Source organism: Streptomyces sp. P9-A2, from assembly GCF_036634175.1.
In the GTDB taxonomy this organism is placed as follows: Bacteria; Actinomycetota; Actinomycetes; order Streptomycetales; family Streptomycetaceae; genus Streptomyces; species Streptomyces pratens.
In genome coordinates, this window is the sequence record NZ_JAZIFX010000001.1 from 7,058,847 (window position 1) to 7,081,378 (window position 22,532).

The window sequence follows — 22,532 nt, forward strand, 5'->3', positions numbered from 1 at the left end:
CGGTGGGCGGTTCCCGCGTCCTGGACCGGCCGCCGCGACGCACCGGCCGATTCGCCGACCGGGGGACGGCCGGCGGCTCACCGCGCCGTCGGCCCCCACAGGCGGCGCCAGACGGCCGGGGCCACGCTGATCAGGACGGTCAGGACGATCGCCGCGAGCACCCCCTGCCAGGGCTCGGCGAACAGCGAGCCGCCCAGGACGCCGACCAGCTGGTACGTCGCCGCCCAGGCCAGACAGGCCGGCAGGTTGCCGCGGACGAAGCGACGGACCGGCCAGTCGGCGATCAGGCAGGCCAGCATCACCGGCAGGCGCCCCGCCGGCACCAGCCGGGACAGCACCAGCACCGTCACGTCGTGATCGGCGAGTTTCTCCTGCGCCTGCGTCAGCCGGTCCTCCGGCGCCCGCGCCCGGATCGCCTCCAGCCAGCGCGAGCCGTTCCGCGACCGCATTCCGCGCCGCCCCAGCCAGTACAGCGCCACGTCCCCGAGGAACGCGGCCAGCGCCGCCGTCGCGAACACCAGCACCATCGAGAGGGGCGCCGCCCGGTGGAAGGCGACCACCGCCGCCGAACTGACCAGCGCCCCGGTCGGCACCACCGGCACCAGCGCCCCGATCAGCACCAGCAGAAACAGCGAGGGATAACCGATCGCCTGCTGGGTGGTGTCCGCGACCACCGTCGCCGGCACGGCCACCGCCGAGACCAGGGCGGACACGGCGGACAGGGCGGGCACGGCGGACAGGGCGGGCACGGCGGACAGGGGCACACCGGCCGCCTGCGCCAGGGCGGCGGGCAGGATCACCTGGGAACCCCCAGGCGCACGCTCTCCCCGTGCCCCAGCCGGTGCACCGGAACCCCGGGCGCCTGCTCGGCCGCCCGCCGCACGAACTCGTCGCCCGGCGAGTGGAATTCGTGCGGACGCACGGCGTCCATGCCGATCGGCCAGTACGTGCCGTAGTGCACCGGCACCGCGTGGCGCGCCCCCAGCCGGGCCAGTGCCTCGGCCGCGCGCGCCGCGTCCAGATGCTCCTCGCCGAGATACGGACCCCAGCCGCCCACCGGCAGCAGTGCCACGTCGACCGGGCCGACCTCCTCGGCCATCGTGTCGAACAGCCCGGTGTCACCGGCGAAGTACGTCCGCGCCTCGCCCTCCAGGACGTAGCCGAGGGCGGGGGAGCGGTGCCGGCCGAGCGGCAGCCGCCGCCCGTCGTGCCGGGCGGGCACCACCCGGACCACCAGATCGCCGGCCGCCAGCACATCGCCGGGCGTCACCTCGCTCACCCTGAGATGCGTGAGCCGGCGCAGCGCCGGCACCGCGCGGCGTGCGCCCCGGGGCACGAGCAGGTGCGTACCCGGGGCGAGCAGGGCCAGCGACGGCACATGCAGATGGTCGGCGTGCAGATGGGAGACCAGCGCCAGGTCCGCGTCGCGGGCGCCCGGTGGCGGCAACGCGCCGCGCCGTCGCCGCAGATGCACGAGCCGGCGGGCGAACAGGGGATCGGTGATCACGCGTGTGTGCGCATCCTCGACCGTGCAAGTGGCGTGACCCCACCAGGTGATCTCCACCGGCACCTCTTCGCCTCCTTCCGCGACTCCCCGAAGCCTACGTGCAGGAGTAGGGTCGACGGCGAAGTCCGGAGGTGAGGGGGGCGCCATGGGGCCGGTGCGGGTGATCGCGATCGCGAGTCTGACGCCGCTGGAGGAACTGGACGCGGATCCCTTCCTCGTGGACTCCCGCAGCCAGCACGCCATGTGCGCCCGCTGGGCCGCCGAACGCGGGTACGTGGTGACCCGGGAGCTGCTGGTGCGCGGCCTTCGCCCCGACCACTGCGTGCTGTGGGACGGCGTACGGCCCGGCTCCGACCTGTTCGTGGCACCCAGCCGCCGGGTACTGGAGAGCGCCCTGTCCTCCGTCGAGGAGTTCACCGCCGAGTGCGCGCGGCGCGGGGTGCGCGTGGAGACCGCCGGCCACGCCGAACCGTTGTACGACGCCGCGATGAAGGCCCGGGTGCACCGCCGCCTGTCCATGCCGACCGCGGGCTACGACGGCCGCTGAGGCCCGCCCGTCGGCTCCGGGGCACCGCCCCCGTTCCCGGCCGTACGTCCTCGTCCGTCGGTTTCCGGGGGACGAAACGGCACGTTCGGGCGTTGTGGCAGGGTGTGGGGCACGGGCAGGGGCCGGTTCGCAGGCCGCCCTGGCGGCAGCGGGCCGGGACGTGAGGTGGACTGGGCGTGAGTGGCGTGCGGTGGCGGCGGATCGCCAGTCAGATCGGTCGGAGCGTCACGGTGTGGGCGGTCGCCACCCTCACCATGCTGGTGCTCGCCGGCATCCTCCCCGACTTCCGGCTGCGCTCCGCCGACGGTGACAGCGCCACCGACATCGCGGTCACCGCGGCGCTCGGCGCCGGCGCCTTCGGCCTGCTGTCGGCGCTGGTGTGGCCCCTGCTGGTGCGGCTGCTGCTGCTCGTCCCGGCGCTCGTCCTCGGCCTGCTGGTGTTCTTCCTCAACGGCGCGCTCCTGCTGGTGGCGCTGCGGCTCAACCCGGTCGAGCGCGGCACCGCCGCCTGGGAGACCGCGATCGTGGTCGCCGCCGTGATGTCCGCCGTGGCCTCCGCCACCGGAGCGGCCCTCGCCGTGCGCGACGACGCCGCCTACCGCCGCCGCCTCTACCGCCTCGCCGACCGCCGCCGGCGCTCCACACCGCCCGTCCCGGCCACCCCCGGCACCGTCTTCCTGCAACTGGACGGCGTCGGCCACGACGTCCTGCTGCACGCGGTCGACCAGGGACTGATGCCGACCGTCGCCCGCTGGCTCGGCACCGACGACGCCGGCCTGCCCCACTCCCACCGGCTCACCCCCTGGCGCACCGACTGGTCCAGCCAGACCGGCGCCAGCCAGCTCGGCATCCTGCACGGCAACAACCACGACGTCCCCGCCTTCCGCTGGTACGAGAAGGACCGCCAGGAGGTGATGGTCTGCAACCGCCCCACCAGCGCGGTGGAACTCCAGCAGCGCGCCGTCCGGTACGCCGGACACCCCGGACTGCTCGCCGACGACGGCGCCAGCCGCGGCAACCTGTTCAGCGGCGGCGCCGACGAACAGGCCCTCGTGCTGTCCATCGCCGCCCGCCGCCGCAGCCCCGAGAACCGCTCCCGCTCCGGCTACTTCGCCTACTTCTCCGACCCGGCCAACGCCGTGCGCACCGCCCTGTCCTTCGCCGCCGAGGTGACCCGGGAGATCGTCCAGTCCACCCGCGCCCGGTGGGCCAAGCAGCTCCCGCGGGTCTCCCGCGGCGGCCTCTACCCCTTCATACGGGCCTTCGCGACCGTCGTCGAACGGGACGTGGTCGTCTCCGCCGTCATGGGAGACCTGCTCGCCGGCCGCACCTCCGTCTACGCCGACCTGGTCGCCTACGACGAGGTGGCCCACCACTCCGGAGCCACGAGCCGGGACGCCGAAAAGGTCCTGCACCGCCTCGACCGCTCCCTCGCCCTGATCGAACACGTCGCCGCACACGCCCCGCGCCCGTACCGGATCGTGGTCCTCTCCGACCACGGGCAGAGCCCCGGCGAGACCTTCCGCTCCCGCTACGGCCTCACCCTCGGCGACCTGGTGCGGGCCGGCGGCGGACTGCCCGTGCCGCGCCGCGCCCGGCGCACCCGCAGCGGCGCCGAGGCCCGCGCGGCGGTCCGGGCGGCGCTGCGCCGCCCGGTCGAGGAGGGCATCGAGCAGTATCGCCCCCCGCGCGGCTCCGAGCCCGTCGTCCTGGCCTCCGGCAACCTCGGCCTGGTCTCCTTCCCGGACGTGCCGCGCCGGATGACCAAGGAGGAGATCGACGTCCGCCACCCCGCCCTGCTGCCGACCCTCGCCAACCACCCCGGCATCGGCTTCCTGCTCGTCGGCAGCGAACGGCACGGCGGCGTCGTGCTCGGCGCACACGGCGCGGAGATCCCCCTGGACGAGCTCGACGACGACCCCGGGCCGCTCGCCGCGTTCGGGCCGGGCGCCGCCGACGCCGTTCGCCGCACTCACTCCTTCCCGCACACCGCCGACATCATGGTCAACTCCTTCCACGACCCCGTCGACGGCGAGGTGCTCGCCTTCGAGGAGCAGATCGGCTCCCACGGCGGCCTCGGTGGTGCCCAGTCCCGTCCCTTCCTGCTGTCCCCGCTCGCGCTGTCCGTGCCGGTCGCCGACGGGGAGGAACTCGCCGGCGCCGAGCAGGTGCACCACGTACTGCGCCGCTGGCTGAAGGAGTCGGACGACTCGCACCTGCCGGCCGATCCGCGCCGGGAACGGGCCGCCTGAGCCCGGTCTGCGGGGGGACGCCACCCCCACTCATGATCGGACGACCGAAAAATATTCACGTGACGACCGCAACCACCGCTTGAGAACCTCAACGGCGAACGACCACATCCGCGAAAGCGGCGCCGGCTTAGGCGCAAAGAGGAGGAACCCCCGCGTGCAGGCAGCCGTCACCGTCACCCCCGCCCATATCCCGGAGCTGCTGCTCGGCCTCGCGACCGTACGCCCGGTGTTCCTCTGGGGCGCGCCGGGCATCGGCAAGTCCTCCCTGGTGAGGGAGTTCGCCGAGTCCCTGGGGCTGGAGTGCGTGAGCCTGCTGGGCACCCAGCTCGCCCCCGAGGACCTCATCGGCGTACCGCAGATCCGCGACGGCCGCTCGGTGTTCTGCCCGCCCGAGGCGATCGCCCGCGACGAGCCGTACTGCCTGTTCCTGGACGAGCTGAACGCGGCGACGCCCGATGTGCAGAAGGCGTTCTACTCGCTGATCCTGGACCGCCGTATCGGCGCCTACGAACTGCCCGAGGGCTCGATCGTCATCGGCGCCGGGAACCGCGCCACCGACAACGCGCTCGCCCGCCCCATCGCCTCCGCGCTCGTCAACCGCCTCACCCACGTGCACCTGGAGGCCTCCGCCGGGGACTGGCTGGTGTGGGCCGGGAACAACGGCATCCACCCGTGGATCGTGGACCACCTCACCGACCGGCCCGACCACCTGTGGTCCAAGCCGCCGAAGACAGAGGAGCCGTTCTCCACACCCCGCTCCTGGCACATGCTCTCCGACGCGCTGCACTCCTTCGGCCCGGGCCTCGACGAGGACACCCTGAAGGTCCTCGCGCACGGCACGCTCACCCCCGCGCACGCCACCGCCTTCTGCGGCTACGTCCGGGTCGTGCGCAGCCGCTTCGGTATCGAGGCCGTCCTCAAGGGCGAGGCCCGCTGGCCGCACCGCACCGAGGACCGCGACCTGCTGTACTACCTCGCCGACTCGTTCCGCGGTCGGCTCCTGAAGGAACTGCCCGCGGACAAGGCGCACATGTCCGCCGCCGGCCGGCAGACCGCCTACCGGGCCAAGGCGCTGCTGGTGCAGCTCGCCGAAATCTCCGTCGAGGTCGCCCAGACCGTCATCGCCTCCGACACCGACGGAAACCCGGTCCTGCCGTCCTGGTTCCTGGTCGAGGCGGCCCGTGACATGCCCCGCCTGGTGGAGGCCCGCCGGTGACCCTGGGAAAGCGGGGGAGCAAGGGGGGCGGGCGGACCAAGCAGGACCGGAAGCGGGAGGCCGCGGCGGCGGCCTTCGACGAGGGGATGCGGCTGCTGCGGGCCGACCCGGCACTCGCCGCGGTCGAGTTCACCGTCTGCCGCGACGAGAACTGCGACCTCGCCCCCCGCCACGGTCTGCTGCGGACCGACTCCGACGCCGTACTGCACATCCATCCGGACCGCCTGGCCGACCCAGGGGAATGGGCCTGGGCCCTCGCGCACGCCGTCCTCCACCTCGGCTTCGGCCACGTCCCCGCCGTCCAGGGCGTGCGCGAGCAGCCGGACCGCCACGACCTCGCCGCACGTTGCGTCGTCGTCAACCGCTTCCTCCTCGGGCACACCATCGGGACGACTCCCGAGGACCTGCCGGCCTCCTACCCCGACGGCGACGAGGACCAGCTCGCCGCCCGGTGGCGCAGGGACGGCCTGCCCGCCGCCTACGAACGCCGCGGCACCGCCGGCGGCGATCCGGACCTGCTGCTCGTGCCCTGGGCCGGCTGGTGGGGACAGCCGCCGGACCGGCAGCTCGCCTTCGCCACCGCCCTGACCCGCGCCGTGTCCGCCGCGATGGACCTGGCGGGCGGCCGCCGTGACAGCCCGGACGGCGAACCGACCGTGCTGCGCCCCTGGGCCAGGGCGCTGAGCTGGTTCGTCTCCTCGTACCCCCTGCTCGGCGGCATCGCGGCCGGCATCACCCTGGTCGCCGACGCCGAACTCGCCCGCGCGCACCAGATCTCCGTAGCCGCCGTCGACGCCGAGGCCGGCGAGATCTACGTCAACCCGCTGTGCCGCCTCGAGGACGAGGAATGGCGCTTCGTGCTCGCCCACGAAATGCTCCACGCCGCCCTGCGCCACGGCGACCGCCGGGGCGGACGCGACCCCTACCTGTTCAACGTCGCCTGCGACTACGTCATCAACGGATGGCTGGAGGAGATGCGGATCGGCACCATGCCCGAGGGCCTGCTCCACGACCCCCGGCTCGCCGGACTGTCCGCCGAGGAGGTCTACGACCGCATCGCCGACGACCGGCGGCGCATGCTGCGCCTGGCCACCCTGCGCGGCAAGGGCCTCGGTGACATCCTCGGCGGGCGCCTCGGACCGCTCGACCCGTCCTGCCACGGAGTCGACCTGGACGGCTTCTACCGCCGCGGTCTCGCCCAGGGCCTGGACCTGCACCAGCGCCAGGGCCGCGGCCTCCTGCCCGGCGGGCTGATCGAGGAGATCCGCGCGCTCAGCCATCCGCCGCTGCCCTGGGACGCGCGGCTCGCCCGCTGGTTCGACGAGTACGTGCCCCGCCCCGAGCCCGTACGGTCCTACGCCCGCCCCGCGCGCCGGCAGGCGTCCACCCCCGACATCCCCCGCGCGGGCCGGTACTTCCCGCCCGAGGAGGTTGCCCGCTGCACCTTCGGCGTCGTCCTGGACACCTCCGGTTCGATGAGCCGGGTTCTGCTCGGCAAGGCGCTCGGCGCCATCGCCTCCTATGCCGAGGCCCGCGACGTACCGGCGGCCCGCGTGGTGTTCTGCGACGCGGCGCCGCACGACGCCGGCTATCTGCCCGTCACCGAGATCGCCGGACAGGTCCGGGTCCGCGGGCGCGGCGGCACGGTGCTCCAGCCCGGCATCGACCTGCTCCAGCGCGTGGACGACTTCCCGGGGACCGCGCCGGTCCTCGTCATCACCGACGGCTGGTGCGACGTGGTGCGGGTACGGCGCGAGCACGCCTACCTGGTCCCCCGCGGTGCACGGCTGCCGTTCACCGCTAAGGGGCCTGTCTTCCACGTCAGTTGACCTGGAGTGTGATCAGATGGGAGGCGGGAACCCGGTGACGCGGGTGCCCCGGACCAAGTACGGACCGGACACGCGTTCGGATATTTGGAAGGAACAGCCATGGCAGCCACGCGCTCCGCACACACCGTTTGGGAAGGCAACCTCATCAAGGGCAGCGGGGTCGTCACCTTCGACTCCTCCGGCAGCATCGGCGAGCAGCCGGTCACCTGGGCGTCGCGTGCGGAGGAGGCGAACGGCAAGACCAGCCCCGAGGAGCTGATCGCCGCCGCGCACTCCAGCTGCTACTCGATGGCCTTCTCCAACATCCTCGACAAGGCCGGCAACCCGCCGACCCGCCTGGTGACCTCCGCCGACGTCACCCTCGTGCCCGGCGAGGGCATCACCGGCATCCACCTCACCGTCGAGGGCACCGTCCCCGGCCTGGACGAGGCGGCCTTCCTCGCCGCCGCCGAGGACGCCAAGGTCAACTGCCCGGTCAGCCAGGCGCTGAAGGGCACCGAGATCACCCTGACGGCGAAGCTCTCCTGACCCGCTCGCCGCACCCGCAGGACACGCAGGACACCCGCAGGCCGCTCCGCAGGGGGCGGCCTGCGCCACGTCCGCGTCCGCCCGGAGGCCTCTGCCTCCAGGACCCCGGCCCGCGACGCCCCCGAACACGCAGGGAGACGCCCGTATGACGTCACGGCCCGCCGTCTCCGCACACCGGGGAGGCTCCGAACACGCCGCGCCCGCGACCCGTGAGGCCTACGAGGACGCCCTGCGGTCCGGCGCGGACTACGTCGAGTTCGACGTACGGCGCACGGCCGACGGAGTCTTCGTCGTCCACCACGACGCCCGCGCGGGACGCACCGGCCCGCCGCTGGCCACGCTCACCCACGCCGGGCTCTGCGCGCACGCCGGGTACCCCGTTCCCGTCGTGGACGACGTCATGGAGCTGATCGCCGGAAAACTCGTAGGGCATCTCGACCTGAAGGAGACCGGTCACGAGCGAGAGGTGATCGACCGCGCGATCGCCCTGCTCGGCAGGGACGGCTTCGTCGCCACCAGTCTGGAGGACCGTTCCGTCGCCGCGATCACCACGGCCTTCCCCGGCGTACGCACCGCGCTCTCCCTCGGCCGGGACGGCACCGGGGTCCCACGGGCCCGGCTGGCACGCACCCGGATCAGCGAACTGCTGCCCATGCGGCGGGTCCGTGCCTGCGGCGCCCACGGAATCGCGGCGCACCAGCGGCTCGCCCGTGGCGGGGCGCTGCGCGAAGCGGGCCGCAACGGGCTCTTCACCATGGTGTGGACGGTCAACGACGACGCCCCGATGCGAGACTTCCTCACCGACCGCCGGGTGGACGTACTGATCACCGACCGCCCCCGGCGTGCCGTGGAACTGCGCGCCGCGAGCGGTTGACGAGTGCTCGACGAACCCTCCGGGCACACTATGGACATTGGCGCACTCGAGTTTTGTGCTGGAAGTCCGGGAGTCCGCAGGGGTGTGCCCTGACGGAAGGGGACAGCGATGGGACGTGCGGTCGGAATCGACCTGGGAACCACGAACTCGGTGGTGGCCGTTCTGGAGGGCGGTGAGTCCACGGTCGTCGCCAACGCGGAGGGAGCCAGGACCACCCCCTCCGTCGTGGCCTTCGCCAAGAACGGCGAGGTGCTCGTCGGCGAGGTCGCCAAGCGGCAGGCGGTGACGAACGTCGACCGCACCGCCCGCTCGGTCAAGCGCCACATGGGCGACGGACAGTGGCACTTCCCGGAACAGGGTTCCGTGGACGGCACCCGCTACCGGGCGCAGGAACTGTCCGCCCGCGTGCTGCAGAAGCTGAAGCGGGACGCCGAGGCCTACCTCGGCGAGGACGTCACCGACGCCGTGATCACCGTACCGGCGTACTTCGACGACACCCAGCGCCAGGCCACCAAGGAGGCCGGGGAGATCGCCGGGCTGAAGGTCCTGCGGGTCATCAACGAGCCCACGGCGGCGGCCCTCGCGTACGGCCTGGACAAGGAGAACGAGCAGACCGTCCTCGTCTTCGACCTGGGCGGCGGCACCTTCGACGTGTCGCTCCTGGAGATGGGCGACGGCGTCATCGAGGTCAAGGCGACCAACGGCGACACCCTGCTCGGCGGCGACGACTGGGACCAGCGGCTCCTCGAACATCTCGCCCAGGGCTTCAAGGGCCGGTACGGCATCGACCTGACGCGGGACAAGATGGCCGTGCAACGGCTGCGGGAGGCCGCCGAGAAGGCCAAGATCGAGCTGTCCTCCTCCTCCGAGACCACCGTCAACCTGCCCTACATCACCGCCTCCGCCGACGGTCCGCTGCACCTGGACGAGAAGCTCACCCGGGCCCAGTTCCAGGAACTGACCGCCGACCTGCTGGAGCGCTGCAAGACGCCCTTCCACCAGGCCGTGAAGGACGCCGGGGTGAAACTCTCCGCGATCGACCACGTCATCCTCGTCGGTGGTTCCACCCGCATGCCCGCCGTCACCGACCTGGTCCGCGAACTCACCGGCAAGGACCCGCACAAGGGTGTCAACCCGGACGAGGTCGTCGCCGTCGGAGCGGCTCTCCAGGCGGGTGTCATCCGCGGCGACGTGAAGGACGTGCTGCTGCTCGACGTCACCCCGCTGTCCCTCGGCATCGAGACCAAGGGCGGCATCATGACCAAGCTGATCGAACGCAACACGACCATCCCCACCCGGCGCTCGGAGACCTTCACCACCGCCGTCGACAACCAGCCCTCGGTCGGTATCCAGGTCTACCAGGGCGAACGCGAGATCGCGGCGTACAACAAGAAGCTCGGCGTCTTCGACCTGACCGGTCTGCCCCCCGCCCCGCGCGGCGTCCCGCAGATCGAGGTGGCCTTCGACATCGACGCCAACGGCATCATGCACGTCTCCGCCAAGGACCTCGCCACCGGCCGGGAACAGAAGATGACCGTCACCGGCGGCTCGGCACTGGCCAAGGACGACATCGACCGCATGATGCGCGAGGCCGAGCAGTACGCCGACGAGGACCGCAGGCGCCGGGAGGCCGCCGAGACCCGTAACCAGGCCGAGCAGCTCGTCTACCAGACCGAGAACTTCATCCGGGACAACGAGGACCGGATCCCCGCCGGCACCAGGTCCGAGGTGGAGGCCGCCGTCGCCGACCTGAAGCCCCTGCTGGAGCAGTCCGCCGACACCGCCGCCCTGCGCGCCGGCGTCGAGAAACTCGCCGCGGTCAGCCAGCGGATGGGCCAGGCGATGTACGCCCGGGCCGATCAGGAGTCCACCGGCGACGCCGGGCAGCACACCTCACCACAGGAGGAGGAAGGGGTCGTCGACGCGGAGATCGTCGACGACGAAAGCGACGGGCATGACGGGGGTCGCGGGGGTCACGGGCAGGGCGGGAGCGGCGACGCTCAGTAGCTGCTCAGTAGCTGCTCAGTAACTGTCCCGGAACTTCCGCAACAGCTTCTGCGTGTCCTCGGCGGAGGCGGCCCGCGCCGTCATGTGGTCCAGCACCTCCAGGTGCACCGAGACCTCCTTGCGGGAGTCCAGATACAGGGCACCGGTCAGGTACTCGGTGAACACCATGTCGGGCAGTTCCGGCTCGGCGAACCGGAACAGCGAGAAGGGCGCATACGTCCCCGGGTGCGGGCCGTCGGCGAACTCGGCCACCTGGAGAGTGATCCGGTCCCGCTCGGACCACTCCAGCAACTTGTCGAACTGCTCGCGCATCACCCGGCCGTCCTGGGCCACCGGGCGCCGCAGGACCGTCTCCTCCACGATCACCCACAGGTGGGGCGGATCCCGGCGCTCCAGGAGCCGCTGCCGCTCCAGCCGCAGCGACACATGCCGCTCGACGGCCTCCGGCCCCCGGTTGCCGATCGTCCCGGCCTCCAGGACGGCACGCGCGTAGGCCTCCGTCTGCAGCAGCCCCGGCACAAAGTGCGGCTCGTAGGAGCGGATGACCCGGGCAGCGCCCTCGAGGCTCACGTACAGGCTGAACCACTCGGGCAGCACGTCGTGGAACCGCTGCCACCAGCCGGGGCGGTTCGCATCCTCCGCGAGCCCGATGAAGGTGGCGGCCTCGCCCTGGGACACCCCGTACGCCGTCAGCAGGATCTGGATGTACGGGATCTTCAGCGCGACCTCGGCCGTCTCCATCCGCCGGACGGTCGCGGGAGCCACCCGCAGGACCCGGGCGGCCTCCTCCCGGGTGAGGCCCGCCGTCTCCCGCAGCTCCTGCAACCGCCTGCCGAGTACCACTTGGCCCACCGTGGGTGCGGCCCGCCGTTCACTCACGCCACGTCTCCCCAACGCCCCCGACCACACGATCAGTCTGCCATGCCCGCTCGACCCTCTCACGGGGGACGGCCGGACGCCCCTGTTCCCGGGCGCCCGGGTCATTACGTCCCAGGTAATCGACCGCGACCCGCTGCGGGCGGGATCGTGGACGCACCGGGTTCCGGGCCGGCGCACTCCGGCCCGGGATCCGGCCCGGATCCGTCCCGTGATCCGGCTGCGCGCAAGGTATGCAATATCCGGCATCTCGTATGGCATGTGCGGTCATCGCGACCCAGCCCGCACGCCGGCCCGCCACCCAGCCCGCGGTGGTGACCCGCAGTCCACCACCGATCCGGCGAGACCCCGACCCCGACCCCGACCTCGATCCCGCCCCGACCTCGACCCCGACCCCGACCCCGACGGAGGGTTATTCGTCATGTCCGCGACCCAGCCTGCCTCACTGGCCCGGACCTCCGGCCCGCAGTCCGTGCTGCACCGGCTCCTGGTTCTCGACGCCGCCGTGACCGGCGTCAACGCACTCGCCTACCTCTCCCTTTCCGGCCCGCTCGGCCGCTTTCTCGGCGTCGGCTCGGGCCTGCTGTCCGGGCTCGGTGCCCTCCTCGCGGTGTACGCGGCCGCTGTGGGGCTGCTGGCTTCGCGCAGGCATCCGCCGACGCTCGGGGTCCGGGCCGTCATCGAGGTCAACCTGGCCTGGGCGGTGGTGAGCTGCGCCGCCCTCGTGCTGTGGCTCGAGCCGAGCGCGGCGGGCGCGGTGTGGGCGGTTCTCCAGGCGCTCGTCGTGGCCGGCTTCGCGCTGTTCCAGCACATGGCCCTGAAATCACGTCAACTCATCCAGGAATGAAGGTACTTGGCCGTTGCCGGATCGGCCGGGAGGAGGGTCTCCACGGCCAGTTCGGCGACGGTCACGTCCATCGGGGTGTTGAAGGTGGAGATCGACGACACGAACGACAGGATCCGGCCCCCGTGCTCGATCCTCATCGGCAGCGCGAAGTACGCCACGGACGCGGACCGCTGCGACCCGTCCGTGTCCCCCGTCCCCTCACCCGGCCCCTCATCCGGCCCGGACTCCGGCACCGGGAAGGCCGCGACCTCCTCGTACAGCGCCCGCAGCGGTGCGGAGCGGCGGAGCGCGATCTGCCGTTCCATCTGCTCCAGCAGATGACCGCGCCACTCCCGCAGATTCCGGATCCGGGGCGCGAGGCCCTGCGGGTGCAACGTGAGCCGCACCGCGTTCAACGGCGGCACCAGCAGCGACTCCGGCACGCCGTCGAACAGCATCATGACCCCGCGGTTGGCGGCCACGACGTCGTACCTCGCGTCCACCACCAGTGCCGGATACGGTTCGTATCCGACGATCAGCCGCTCGATGCCCTCGCGCAGCGCGTCCAGCGCCGGATCGTCCAGCGGGGTCTCGGGGAACCGGGGCGCGTAACCGGCCGCCAACAGCAGAGCGTTGCGCTCCCGCACGGGGATGTCCAGGTGCTCGGCCAGCCGCAGCACCATCTGCTCGCTGGGCCGTGAACGGCCGGTCTCGATGAAGCTGATGTGCCGGGCGGACGAGTCCGCGCGCAGCGCGAGCTCCAGCTGACTGACCCGTCGCTGCTCCCGCCAGGCCCGCAGCAGCGGACCCACGCCTTCGGCAGCGGCGGGAGCGGTACCGGGCAGGAGAGGGCTCATGCCGGGACGGTAGCCGAGAAGGCGCCGCAAGCGGGAGCCGTACCTCCCGGCCGCCCTCCCCGGCCTCCGTCCTGCCCTCTCTCCTGTCCCCTTCTGGCTTCTTGCGCAGGGTCCGGCGGCACCTCCTGTGGCACGCTGGGCGGAGGGAAACCCGACCGCCAGGGGGACAGAGGAGGAGAACAGCCCATGCCCGCCGCATCCGCCGCATCCGCCGCGCCGCTGTCGCCGAAGGAGATCGAGGAAAGGCTGACCGGCCTGCCGGGCTGGTCGCTCGACGACGGCCGGCTCACCCGTTCCTACCGGCTCGGCTCCCACTTCGCGGCGACCGCGATGGTCGTGCACGTCGCCCGGGTGCAGGAGGAACTCGACCACCACTCCGACCTCACCCTCGGCTACAACACGGTGTCCGTCGCCGTCCACACGCACAGCGCGGGAGGCGCCGTCACCGCGAAGGATGTTGAACTGGCGCACAGAGTAGAGGACTTGGCGCCCGGTCACGGTGCACACTGAGGCGTGTGCTCGACTACGACGAGGAAGCGGGGCGGTACGACGCCTCACGCGGCGGTGAGCCCCGGGCCGCGGCCGCCGCGCAGGCGGTGCTGGACCTGATCCCCCCGGGGGCGCGCGACCTGCTGGACATCGCCTGCGGCACCGGCATCGTGACCCGGTGCTTCCCCTCGGCCCGCACGGGCCTGCGGGTGACCGGCGTCGACCTCTCCGCGTCGATGACCCGGAGAGCGGCGGCCCGTCTGCCCGGCGCCGTCGTGCGCGCCGACAGCCGGCGACTGCCCTTCGGTGACGCCCGGTTCGACGCCACCGTCAGCGTGTGGCTGCTGCACCTGCAGTCCGGCCCCGAGGATGTGCGGGCCCTCGTCGAGGAGTGCGCCAGGGTCCTGCGGCCCGGCGGGGTCTACGTCACCACCGTCGACAAGGCCGCCTCGCACAACGTGGGCAGCGACATCGACGCCGTCCTCTCCGCCCGTCCGCGCAGCCCGGTGCGCGACGCCGCCGCCGACGTGGCGGCCTGCGCCGCCGAAAACGGTCTGGTCCCGGCCGGGCAGGCCGTGTTCCGGGGCCACGGCCAGGGTCGCAGCCCTCGCCGTACCATCGCCGACCTGCGCCGGGGCTGGTTCGTCACGCTGTCCCCCGGTTCCCTCCTCGCCGACACCTTCGCCGCCCGCCTCGCCGCCCTCCCCGACCAGGACCGTCCCCGCCCCGATCCGCTCTTCCACCTCCGGGCCTTCCGCAAGTCACCGGCGCCAGGGAACGGGGGAACGACGGCTGTCACGGACGGCTCGGCGTGTCGTGGGCTCGGGTGAACTCCGGTACGGGGTAAGGCAACCAGGCCGTGACCGGCGGCGACTGAGGGGCGGAATCCCCTCGTCCTCCCTGGAGGTTCATCCCGTGAAGCACCCGCACAGGCACGCGCACAAACACCCGCACGGGCCACGCAGACGCCGGCCCGCCCTCCCCGCGGTCCTCACCGCCGTGGCCCTCGCCGCGGCAGGGCTCACCGGGCTCGGCGCGGGCACCGCCGAAGCCGCCACCGCACGGCAGGTAGAGGCACTCGACCGGGGCGTGGTCAGCGTGTACAACGGCAGCGGCAACCTGGTCAGCTGGCGCTGGCTCGGCACCGACCCGGACAACGTCTCCTTCAACGTCTACCGGGCCGGTACGAAGGTCAACTCCAACCCCGTCACCGGCTCCACCACGTTCTTCCACTCCGGCGCCCCGTCCCACGCCGACTACACCGTCCGCGCCGTCGTGAACGGCGTCGAGCAGGGCGACTCCGTGCACGCCGTCCAGTTCCGCGCCGGCTACAAGGACGTACCGATCTCCCCGCCGGCCGGCGGCACCACCCCGGACGGCGTCTCCTACACCTACGAGGCCAACGACGCCTCCGTCGGCGACCTCGACGGCGACGGCGCCCTCGAGTTCGTCCTCAAATGGCAGCCCACCAACGCCAAGGACAACTCCCAGTCCGGCTACACCGGCAACACGATCGTCGACGGCGTCCGGCTCGACGGAACCCGGCTGTGGCGCATCGACCTGGGCCGCAACATCCGCTCCGGCGCCCACTACACCCAGTTCCAGGTGTACGACTACGACGGCGACGGCAAGGCCGAGGTCGCCATGAAGACCGCCGACGGCACCCGGGACGGCACCGGCGCCGTCATCGGCAGCTCCTCCGCCGACCACCGCAACTCCAGCGGCTACATCCTGTCCGGCCCCGAGTACCTGACCATGTTCAACGGGCAGACCGGCAAGGCGATGGGCACCGTCGACTACGTACCCGCCCGTGGCACCGTCTCCTCCTGGGGCGACTCCTACGGCAACCGCGTCGACCGCTTCCTCGCCGGCACCGCCTACCTCGACGGCGTCCGGCCCTCCCTGATCATGGCCCGCGGCTACTACACCCGCTCGGTCGTCGCCGCCTGGGACTGGCGGGGCGGCGCCTTCACCCGCCGCTGGACCTTCGACACCAACTCCTCCACCAACAGCGGCAAGGGCTACGACGGCCAGGGCTCCCACAGTCTGTCCGTCGGCGACGTCGACAACGACGGCAGGGACGAGATCGTCTACGGCGCGATGGCCGTCGACGACAACGGAAACGGCCTGTGGACCACGAAGACCGGTCATGGCGACGCCCAGCACCTCGGCGACCTCGACGCGTCGACCTCGGGCCTGGAGTACTACAAGGTCTCCGAGTCGACCTCCCAGCCCGCGGCTCTCTACATCGACCCGGCCAACGGATCGGTCCGCTGGAAGCTCTCCGCCTGCTGCGACAACGGACGCGGTGTCGCCGGTGACATCTGGTCGGGCAACTCCGGCCCCGAGATGTGGTCCTCGTCCGACGGCAGCATCCGCGACGAGGGCGGCGGCACCAAGGGCCGCAAGCCGTCCTCCGCCAACTTCCTTTCCTGGTGGGACGGCGACCCGGTGCGCGAACTCCTGGACGGCACCCGCATCGACAAGTACGGCACCTCCTCCGACACCCGCCTGCTGACCGGATCCGGGGTCGCCTCCAACAACGGCACCAAGGCCACCCCCGTACTGTCCGGCGACATCCTCGGCGACTGGCGCGAGGAGGTCGTCTGGCGCACCGGCGACAACACCGCGCTGCGCGTCTACTCCACCCCGCACGACACCAACGTCAAGATCACCACCCTGCTGCACGACACCCTGTACCGCACCTCGCTGGCCTGGCAGAACACCGCCTACAACCAGCCGCCGCACACCGGCTTCTTCATCGGCGACGGCATGCCGACCCCGCCGCGTCCGGCGGTCTACACCCCCTGAGCACACCACTCGAGCAACACAGAACCCGAGCAGGACCGCGGGGCGCGTACGGCCGACCCGGCCGCACGCGCCCCGCGGGCTCACCGCTCCTCAGCCGGTCACGTCACCGTGCAGGCCCGCCCGCCGAGAGTGAAGGCCGCCGGTTTCGTGTTCGTCGCCGAACGGCTCGCCGTGAAGCCGAACCCGGCCGACGAGCCCGCCGCGACGGTGCCGTTCCAGTCGGTGTTGCGTACCGTCACCGCCGGACCGGACTGCGTGTGGGCCCCGTTCCAGAGCTGCGACACTCGCTGCCCGTCCGTGAACGACCAGGTCAGTGACCAGCCGTTCCAGGCGTCCGAGCCGGTGTTGGCCACCTGGACCTGGGCCTGGAACCCGTCGGACCACTGGTTGGTGATCTCGTAGGTCACCTTGCAGGCACCCGTCGGCTCCGGATCGGGATCTGGGTCGGTCCCGCCACCCCCGTCGTCCCCGCCCCCGGTGTCCGAGGTGTCGCCGTAGACGATCCCGCGACCGTTGGTCGCCACGTACACCCTGCCGTACACCCGAGGGTCACCGGTGATCGCGGCACCCGTCCAACCCCACTGGTGGGCATCGTCGTTGATCCGGGTCCAGCTCTGCCCCCGGTCCGTCGAGCGGAAGATGCCGCGCACGCCGTCGATCTCCGCGCTGGTGAAGACGGTCTGGTACGAGGCGCCGGGGGCCGCCTTGCCGAAGCCGACGGTGTCGGCCTCGTCGACGCCCGGCAGCCTGGCGAAGCTCTGCCCGCCGTCGGTGGAGCGCCACAGACCGTACGCCCCGTCGCTCGCCCCGCCGGCCAGCCAGATGTCGCCCTTGGCGCCCGGCAGCGCCTTGAACCGCACGCTGTCACCGCTCGGCAGGCCGGTCGCGGGGGAGGCGGTGAAGGTGGACCCGCCGTCCGTACTGACGTAGAACTTCCCGGACTTGAAGCCGTAGAACGTCTTCGGGTCCACCCGGTCGGACTCGACGACCGCTCCCTCGGGGATGCCGCCGGACGCCGACCACGAGGTGCCGAAGCCGGTCGTGTGGTGCACCCCGGCGCCCTGCGGGCTCCACACGAAACGGCTGCCGTCGGCACCCGCGGCGACCGTGCCGCCGCCGCTGACCCCCGAAGGGTCGGTGCCCGCGAACCAGTTGGCACCGTTGTCGGTCGAGAACGCGATGTGCGGCCCCGAGTCCAGGTTCCCCGACCGGACCACCGTGTTCGGGCTGGACTCGGCGAAGTCCAGACTCGTGGTGGAGGTGAAGTTCGGCTGGGTGAACATCATCGACGGGACCTTCGTCAGGTCCGTGTGCCGGAAGCCGCCGATGTCACCGAGCGCGCTGAGCAGCGGGGCGCCCGACGGGGGAGAGGCGAGGTCGTTGACCGCCGTCTCCTCCAGGCCGCGCACCATCGGCGTGATGGTGAACGTGGCGTCGCGGTCCCAGTTCGTCAGGTTCTCCGTGCCGTAGACCGTCGCGCCCGTCCCGTACATCATGCGGTCCGGGTCGAACGGGTCGATCTCCAACGCCTCGGTCATCCAGCCCAGTTTGGGGCTCTGCTCGGGCGGCGACGGGTTGGCGCCCCAGGTCAGCCACGGCACGGACGAGACGTCCATGGTGTAGCGGTTCTCCCGGTTCGGGTACGAGGAGTAGTCCCACGCCTGTGTCCACGTCGCCCCGCTGTCCGTGGAGCGGAAGATCTGGGTGTCCGGCCACCAGGAGCTGTACGCCGTCGCCATGAGAGTCCCGGGGTTCTGCCGGTCGACCGTCAGCCCGCTGAACCCGTAGTACGTGTCGGCCTCGGCGACCGGGCTGATGTCGGTCCAGGTGCCGGTCGCCGTCGTGTACCGCCACAGCCGGCCCTTGCCGCCGTCGTACGGACCGCCCTTGTCGCTGTATGCGATGTACAGGTGACCGTTCTCGGTGTCCAGGACACCCTTGTGCGCCAGCTGCCCGGTCGGCTGCCCGGCCACCCGCTCCCAGGTGGCACCCGCGTCCGTCGACCGGTACACCGCGTTCTGCGTGTCGGCGACGCCCACGTAGATCGTCCGGGTCGCGCTGCCGGGCGTGCCCGTCGACTCGTCGAAGGTGACCCAGACGATGCCCTGGTTGTCACTGGCGTACCCGGAGGTGTCACCCGGATCCTGCACGTAGGTGCCCGGGTTGGGGAAGGCCGTCACCTGCGACCAGCTCGCGCCCGAGTCGGTCGAGCGCCACAGGCCCTTCCCGCTGGGCGCCCCCAGGTACAGCACGCTGTTGCGGTGCGGGTCGACGGCCAGGCGTTCGCCCATGCCCCGCCCCGGCATGTTGCCGCCCAGCTTGAACGGCAGGCCGGCCTTCTGCCAGCTCGCGCCCCGGTCCGAGGAACGCAGCACCGCGCCGTTGCCCGGGTCCCAGTCGTTGGTGTACGTGCCGGCCGCCGCGTACACCCGGTCGGGGTCGACCGGGTCGGAGGCGAGGCTCACCACGCCGGTGTGCCCCCAGTCGTCCCAGCCGACCGAGTCCAGCAGCGGCGTCCAGGTCTTCGACTCCTGCTGCCACCGGTAGGCGCCGCCGATGTCCGTGCGGGCGTACGCCAGGTTCCGCTCGCTGCGGTTGAAGACGATGCCGGGGACGAAGCCGCCGCCGTCGATCCGGGCGTTCTTCCAGGTGTACGTGTCCGCGGCGAGCGCGGACCGGACCGGTGCGTCGGCCGCGGCGGCGGGCCGGTCGGGGGGAGCGGCGGCGAGGGCGGGCGGGCCGCCCGTGAGTAGACCGGCCGCCAGTGCGAGCACGGCCGTGAGGACGCGGGTTCTTCGCACGGTGAAGTCCTTCCTCGGGGTGGGGGGAAACGAGAGGGGGAGGGGAAACGAAAGGGGAGCGGGGGAGCGGGGGAGCGTGCGACGGCCGGGCGGGCCCCCCCGTGCGCGAGGGGGCCCGCCCGGCCGCCGTGGCCCCGGCGTCAGGTGCCGGGGCCGGCACACGGAGCGCCGGCGGGGGCTATTCGAGGAGCTCCGCGTACGAGCCCATGGCCAGGGCGATGTCGGCCTGGGCCCAGAACCGGTGGTACGTGAAGGTGGGCGCGGCGCCGCCCGCCAGATAGGACTCGATCTTCGACCAGGCCGGGTCGTCCTCGTAGAAGGAACGGATCGAGTCGAACGTCGACGACGAGTTGATCGCGTCACCGTTGGGCATGGTGCCGGTCCAGCCGCTCGGGACGTGGAGGGGGTCGTCGAAGCGCTGGTAGTCGGCGCGGGTCTCCGGGACGGCGATGCCGAGGTCGTCCTGGTGGTTGTCCCACATGCCGTCGAGGAGTGCCTTCGCCGTGTCCGCGGCCTCGGTGTCGCCCGAGCGGTCCGCGTAGTACGTCAGCGTCTTGGCGTAGGCGGCGGCCACACCGACGTCGTTGGTGTAGTCGGCGACGGTGACGTGCAGCGAGCTGTTGGCTCCGGGGGAGGACGGGTTCCAGGTGGCGGGGCTGCCCGACCACTGGAGCGTCGACGGGACCCGGAAGGTGCCGTCCGGGTTGATCGTCGTCTCGGACAGCGCCCAGTCGACCCATTTGTCGAGCACCGTCTTGGCGTTCGCGTCGCCGCTCTGCTGGTAGTACTCGGCGACCCGCTCCATGGACCACGCCTGGAAGCCGAACCACTGGTTGGACGGCGGGTCGTGGTAGACCGGCTTCTCGTCGTAGTACATGCCGTAGAACGTCGGTGTCCCGGCCGGCGGCGTCGCGTAGCGGCCCGCCCAGCTGTTGGTGGCGCCGCCCGCGATGGCGCCCTCGTCGGACTGCAGCCAGCGGTAGAACTCCAGTTGCCGGTCGAGGGACTTGTCCCAGTCCTGCGCGCCCGTCGCCGACTTCGGCTTCAGGGCGTCGTAGGAGCTGAGGGCGTAGGCGGCGAGGGGGTTCTGGTAGCCGCCGTGTGCGTGGCTGGAGCCGATGCGCCAGGCCCAGCCCGCCGAGGTGTCGGTCGCGCCGCCCCAGGCGTAGTACCAGGACATCAGGTAGTGCGAGGCGTCCTTGCCGCTGCCGGCCGGGCAGGAGGACGGGCTGGTGCAGTTCCCGACCTTCTTGAAGTACTTGTCGTACATGGAGTAGCGCAGGTAGTCGCCCATTTTGGCGGCCTTGGCGACGGTCGCGGAGATGTCGCCGCCGTTGCCCTGGTCCTTCGCCCACAGGTCCGCCCAGTAGGCGGCCTGCACCGCGCGCGCGTCGGCGTCCGGGGCGTTGGTGAACTTCCACTGCTTCGCGTAGGAGGCGTCCTGGGTGAACAGGTCCAGATAGCCGTTCGTGCCGCCGTACTTGAAGGCGTCGCAGGTGGGCTGCGGCACCGTTTCCCACACCGACTCCTGCGAGCCGCGCTGGAAGGTGTTGATGTACGAGGGCCCGGTCGCCGTCGGACCCGCCTCGCACTTGCCGGGCTCGTTGCCGTAGCCGTAGGTGTTGTCCACGTCCTGGAGCCAGTGCATACCGTAGACGTCGTCCGTGCCGTACGTGGACCTCAGCTCGGCGGCGATCGGGTCCGGGCCGACGGAGACGCCGGTGTCCAGCGGCGCCGGGTACTGCGCGGGGGTGTCGAGCTCGGGCGCGTACGTCGCCGGTTTCGAGGCGTTGTAGAAGGAGTTGGTCGGCTGGTCGGCGTGGGTCGGGATCATGTACCGCTCCATGATGTCCCAGGCCCCGTTGAACTTCGACCAGTCACCGGTCACCTTGCCGTACATGGCCTGCAGCCACAGCAGATAGCTGTACGCCTCCGAGGTGGTCTCGTGGCCGTGGTCAGGCGCCTCGACGATCAGCGTCTCCACCGAGTGGTACGGGATGCCCTCGGGCGAGAAGTAGCCGTTCGCCGGATCGGTGATCTTCCCGTACAGCTCCAGGAAGCGCGCGTCGTACGCCTTCGTCGCACCCAGCTGCGTCACCGTGACCGCCGCCTTGCCGTGGCCCGGGGCCGACGACTCGAAGACCGCCGAGCCGGTGCCCGAGGAGTCGGCGGCGACCGTGACCCTCTGCGCGGTGTCCCAGTTCGACGGCGTGAAGGTGAGTGAGGCGCCCGCGCTCACCGACAGACCGGAGTTGCCGCTCGCGCGGGTCGTCGCGACCGTGGTGTCGGCGCTCGGCCGAGTCGACAGTTTCACCTCATACGTGCCCGACTCGCCCTGTCGCACGCCCAGTTGGGACGGTGTCGCCACCACGGCCGGGCCGGAGGCGACGGTGATGCCGACCGGGGTCGAGTTCGCGGAGGCGCCCAGACTGTCGTACGCCTTCGCCGTCAGCGAATGACTGCCCACGGTCAATCCAGCGACGGAAAGAGTGAAGGGCGCGCTCGTGTCCGTGCCCAGCAGTTCGGTGTCGTCGTAGAACTCCACCTTGCTGATAGTGGCGTTGTCGGCCGCCGCCGCGGTCGCCGCGAGCGGGACCGGCTCCCCCCGTGTGTAGACGGCGCCGGCCGCCGGGCTGGTCAGTACGGCGATCGGCGGCTGGTGGGCCCCGGTGCAGGGGGTGCCGTTGATGGCGAAGGACGAGGGCGCCAAGTTGCTGCCGCTGTAGGAGAACTGCGCGCCGGTGGTGACGGCGTCGCCGGCCGCGATCCGCGCGTTGTACGCGGCGTTCTTCACGGTCACGGTCCTGCCGGACTGGGACCAGCTGCCGTTCCAGCCGTTCGCGAGCTGCTGGTTGCCTGCGTAGCCGTAGGTCAGCGTCCAGCCGTCGATGCTGTCCGTGCCGCGGTTGGTGAGGGTCAGATCCGCGGTGAAACCGGAACCCCAGTCATTGGTGCGGTAGTCCACGCTGCACTGAACGGCCGCTGCCTGAGCGGGAGTCGATCCTGACGAGAGCATCGTCAGCGGAAGCGCGAGAGCGGCCGCCGCGGCGGTCCACAGTCGCCGGACGCCACGGCGTCCTCTGTGTGGGGGGCGCATGGTGCTGGTTCCTCC

At 71.9% G+C, this 22,532-nt stretch carries 17 protein-coding genes; 11 read left to right on the forward strand and 6 right to left on the reverse strand.

The window, feature by feature from the left end; translation table 11 throughout:
• Positions 1–77: 77 nt before the first annotated feature.
• Both V4Y04_RS31915 and V4Y04_RS31920 read right to left on the reverse strand, forming a co-directional pair.
• On the reverse strand, positions 78–704 hold the full coding sequence (locus tag V4Y04_RS31915) for a DedA family protein (protein WP_332433063.1): 627 nt from the start codon (positions 702–704) through the stop codon (positions 78–80).
• 92 nt (positions 705–796) lie between these two features.
• Positions 797–1,570, reverse strand: a complete 774-nt coding sequence (locus V4Y04_RS31920) for an MBL fold metallo-hydrolase (RefSeq protein ID WP_332431827.1) — start codon at positions 1,568–1,570, stop codon at positions 797–799.
• 82 nt (positions 1,571–1,652) lie between these two features.
• Here V4Y04_RS31920 and V4Y04_RS31925 point away from each other — a divergent pair, with 82 nt between their 5' ends.
• The 7 genes from V4Y04_RS31925 to dnaK all read left to right on the forward strand — a co-directional run bounded on the left by V4Y04_RS31925 (position 1,653) and on the right by dnaK (position 10,760).
• A complete protein-coding gene (locus tag V4Y04_RS31925) occupies positions 1,653–2,054 on the forward strand; it encodes a hypothetical protein (RefSeq protein ID WP_332431828.1) in 402 nt (133 codons plus the stop codon).
• Between the two features lie 230 nt (positions 2,055–2,284).
• Positions 2,285–4,306, forward strand: a complete 2,022-nt coding sequence (locus V4Y04_RS31930) for a phage holin family protein (protein ID WP_332433064.1) — start codon at positions 2,285–2,287, stop codon at positions 4,304–4,306.
• 154 nt (positions 4,307–4,460) lie between these two features.
• Positions 4,461–5,522: an ATP-binding protein gene (locus V4Y04_RS31935; RefSeq protein WP_332431829.1), complete on the forward strand. Its 1,062-nt coding sequence runs from the start codon at positions 4,461–4,463 to the stop codon at positions 5,520–5,522.
• An 86-nt stretch (positions 5,523–5,608) separates the two neighbouring features.
• The gene (locus tag V4Y04_RS31940) at positions 5,609–7,351 is read left to right on the forward strand and encodes a vWA domain-containing protein (RefSeq protein WP_332433065.1); all 1,743 of its coding nucleotides are present in this window, start codon (positions 5,609–5,611) and stop codon (positions 7,349–7,351) included.
• A 99-nt stretch (positions 7,352–7,450) separates the two neighbouring features.
• Positions 7,451–7,879 carry an OsmC family peroxiredoxin gene (locus V4Y04_RS31945; protein WP_332431830.1) on the forward strand — a complete coding sequence of 143 codons (429 nt, stop codon included), beginning with the start codon at positions 7,451–7,453 and terminating at the stop codon, positions 7,877–7,879.
• 145 nt (positions 7,880–8,024) lie between these two features.
• Positions 8,025–8,753, forward strand: coding sequence for a glycerophosphodiester phosphodiesterase family protein (locus V4Y04_RS31950; RefSeq protein WP_332431831.1), 729 nt, complete (start codon positions 8,025–8,027; stop codon positions 8,751–8,753).
• A gap of 108 nt (positions 8,754–8,861) precedes the next feature.
• The gene (gene dnaK / locus V4Y04_RS31955; protein WP_332431832.1) at positions 8,862–10,760 is read left to right on the forward strand and encodes a molecular chaperone DnaK; all 1,899 of its coding nucleotides are present in this window, start codon (positions 8,862–8,864) and stop codon (positions 10,758–10,760) included.
• A 15-nt stretch (positions 10,761–10,775) separates the two neighbouring features.
• Here the strand turns inward: dnaK and V4Y04_RS31960 are convergent, their stop codons facing one another.
• Positions 10,776–11,639: a helix-turn-helix domain-containing protein gene (locus V4Y04_RS31960; protein WP_332431833.1), complete on the reverse strand. Its 864-nt coding sequence runs from the start codon at positions 11,637–11,639 to the stop codon at positions 10,776–10,778.
• A gap of 418 nt (positions 11,640–12,057) precedes the next feature.
• Between V4Y04_RS31960 and V4Y04_RS31965 the strand changes: the two genes are divergently transcribed.
• Complete coding sequence (locus V4Y04_RS31965) at positions 12,058–12,483, forward strand: hypothetical protein (protein WP_332431834.1); 426 nt, start codon at positions 12,058–12,060, stop codon at positions 12,481–12,483.
• Here V4Y04_RS31965 and V4Y04_RS31970 read toward each other — a convergent pair.
• Positions 12,465–13,319 carry a helix-turn-helix domain-containing protein gene (locus tag V4Y04_RS31970; RefSeq protein WP_332431835.1) on the reverse strand — a complete coding sequence of 285 codons (855 nt, stop codon included), beginning with the start codon at positions 13,317–13,319 and terminating at the stop codon, positions 12,465–12,467. The genes V4Y04_RS31965 and V4Y04_RS31970 overlap by 19 nt on opposite strands.
• 186 nt (positions 13,320–13,505) lie before the next feature.
• Between V4Y04_RS31970 and V4Y04_RS31975 the strand changes: the two genes are divergently transcribed.
• From V4Y04_RS31975 to V4Y04_RS31985, 3 genes are all read left to right on the forward strand, one after another.
• Positions 13,506–13,829: a 4a-hydroxytetrahydrobiopterin dehydratase gene (locus V4Y04_RS31975; RefSeq protein WP_332431836.1), complete on the forward strand. Its 324-nt coding sequence runs from the start codon at positions 13,506–13,508 to the stop codon at positions 13,827–13,829.
• A 5-nt stretch (positions 13,830–13,834) separates the two neighbouring features.
• Positions 13,835–14,638 carry a class I SAM-dependent methyltransferase gene (locus V4Y04_RS31980; protein ID WP_332431837.1) on the forward strand — a complete coding sequence of 268 codons (804 nt, stop codon included), beginning with the start codon at positions 13,835–13,837 and terminating at the stop codon, positions 14,636–14,638.
• Between the two features lie 85 nt (positions 14,639–14,723).
• Positions 14,724–16,619 (forward strand): rhamnogalacturonan lyase, encoded by a 1,896-nt coding sequence (locus V4Y04_RS31985; protein ID WP_332431838.1) that lies wholly within the window; start codon positions 14,724–14,726, stop codon positions 16,617–16,619.
• 98 nt (positions 16,620–16,717) lie between these two features.
• On the opposite strand, the gene V4Y04_RS31990 is transcribed toward V4Y04_RS31985, so the two are convergent.
• A complete protein-coding gene (locus tag V4Y04_RS31990; RefSeq protein ID WP_332431839.1) occupies positions 16,718–19,420 on the reverse strand; it encodes a cellulose binding domain-containing protein in 2,703 nt (900 codons plus the stop codon).
• A 178-nt stretch (positions 19,421–19,598) separates the two neighbouring features.
• Positions 19,599–22,517 (reverse strand): glycoside hydrolase family 48 protein, encoded by a 2,919-nt coding sequence (locus V4Y04_RS31995; protein WP_332431840.1) that lies wholly within the window; start codon positions 22,515–22,517, stop codon positions 19,599–19,601.
• Positions 22,518–22,532 lie beyond the last annotated feature (15 nt).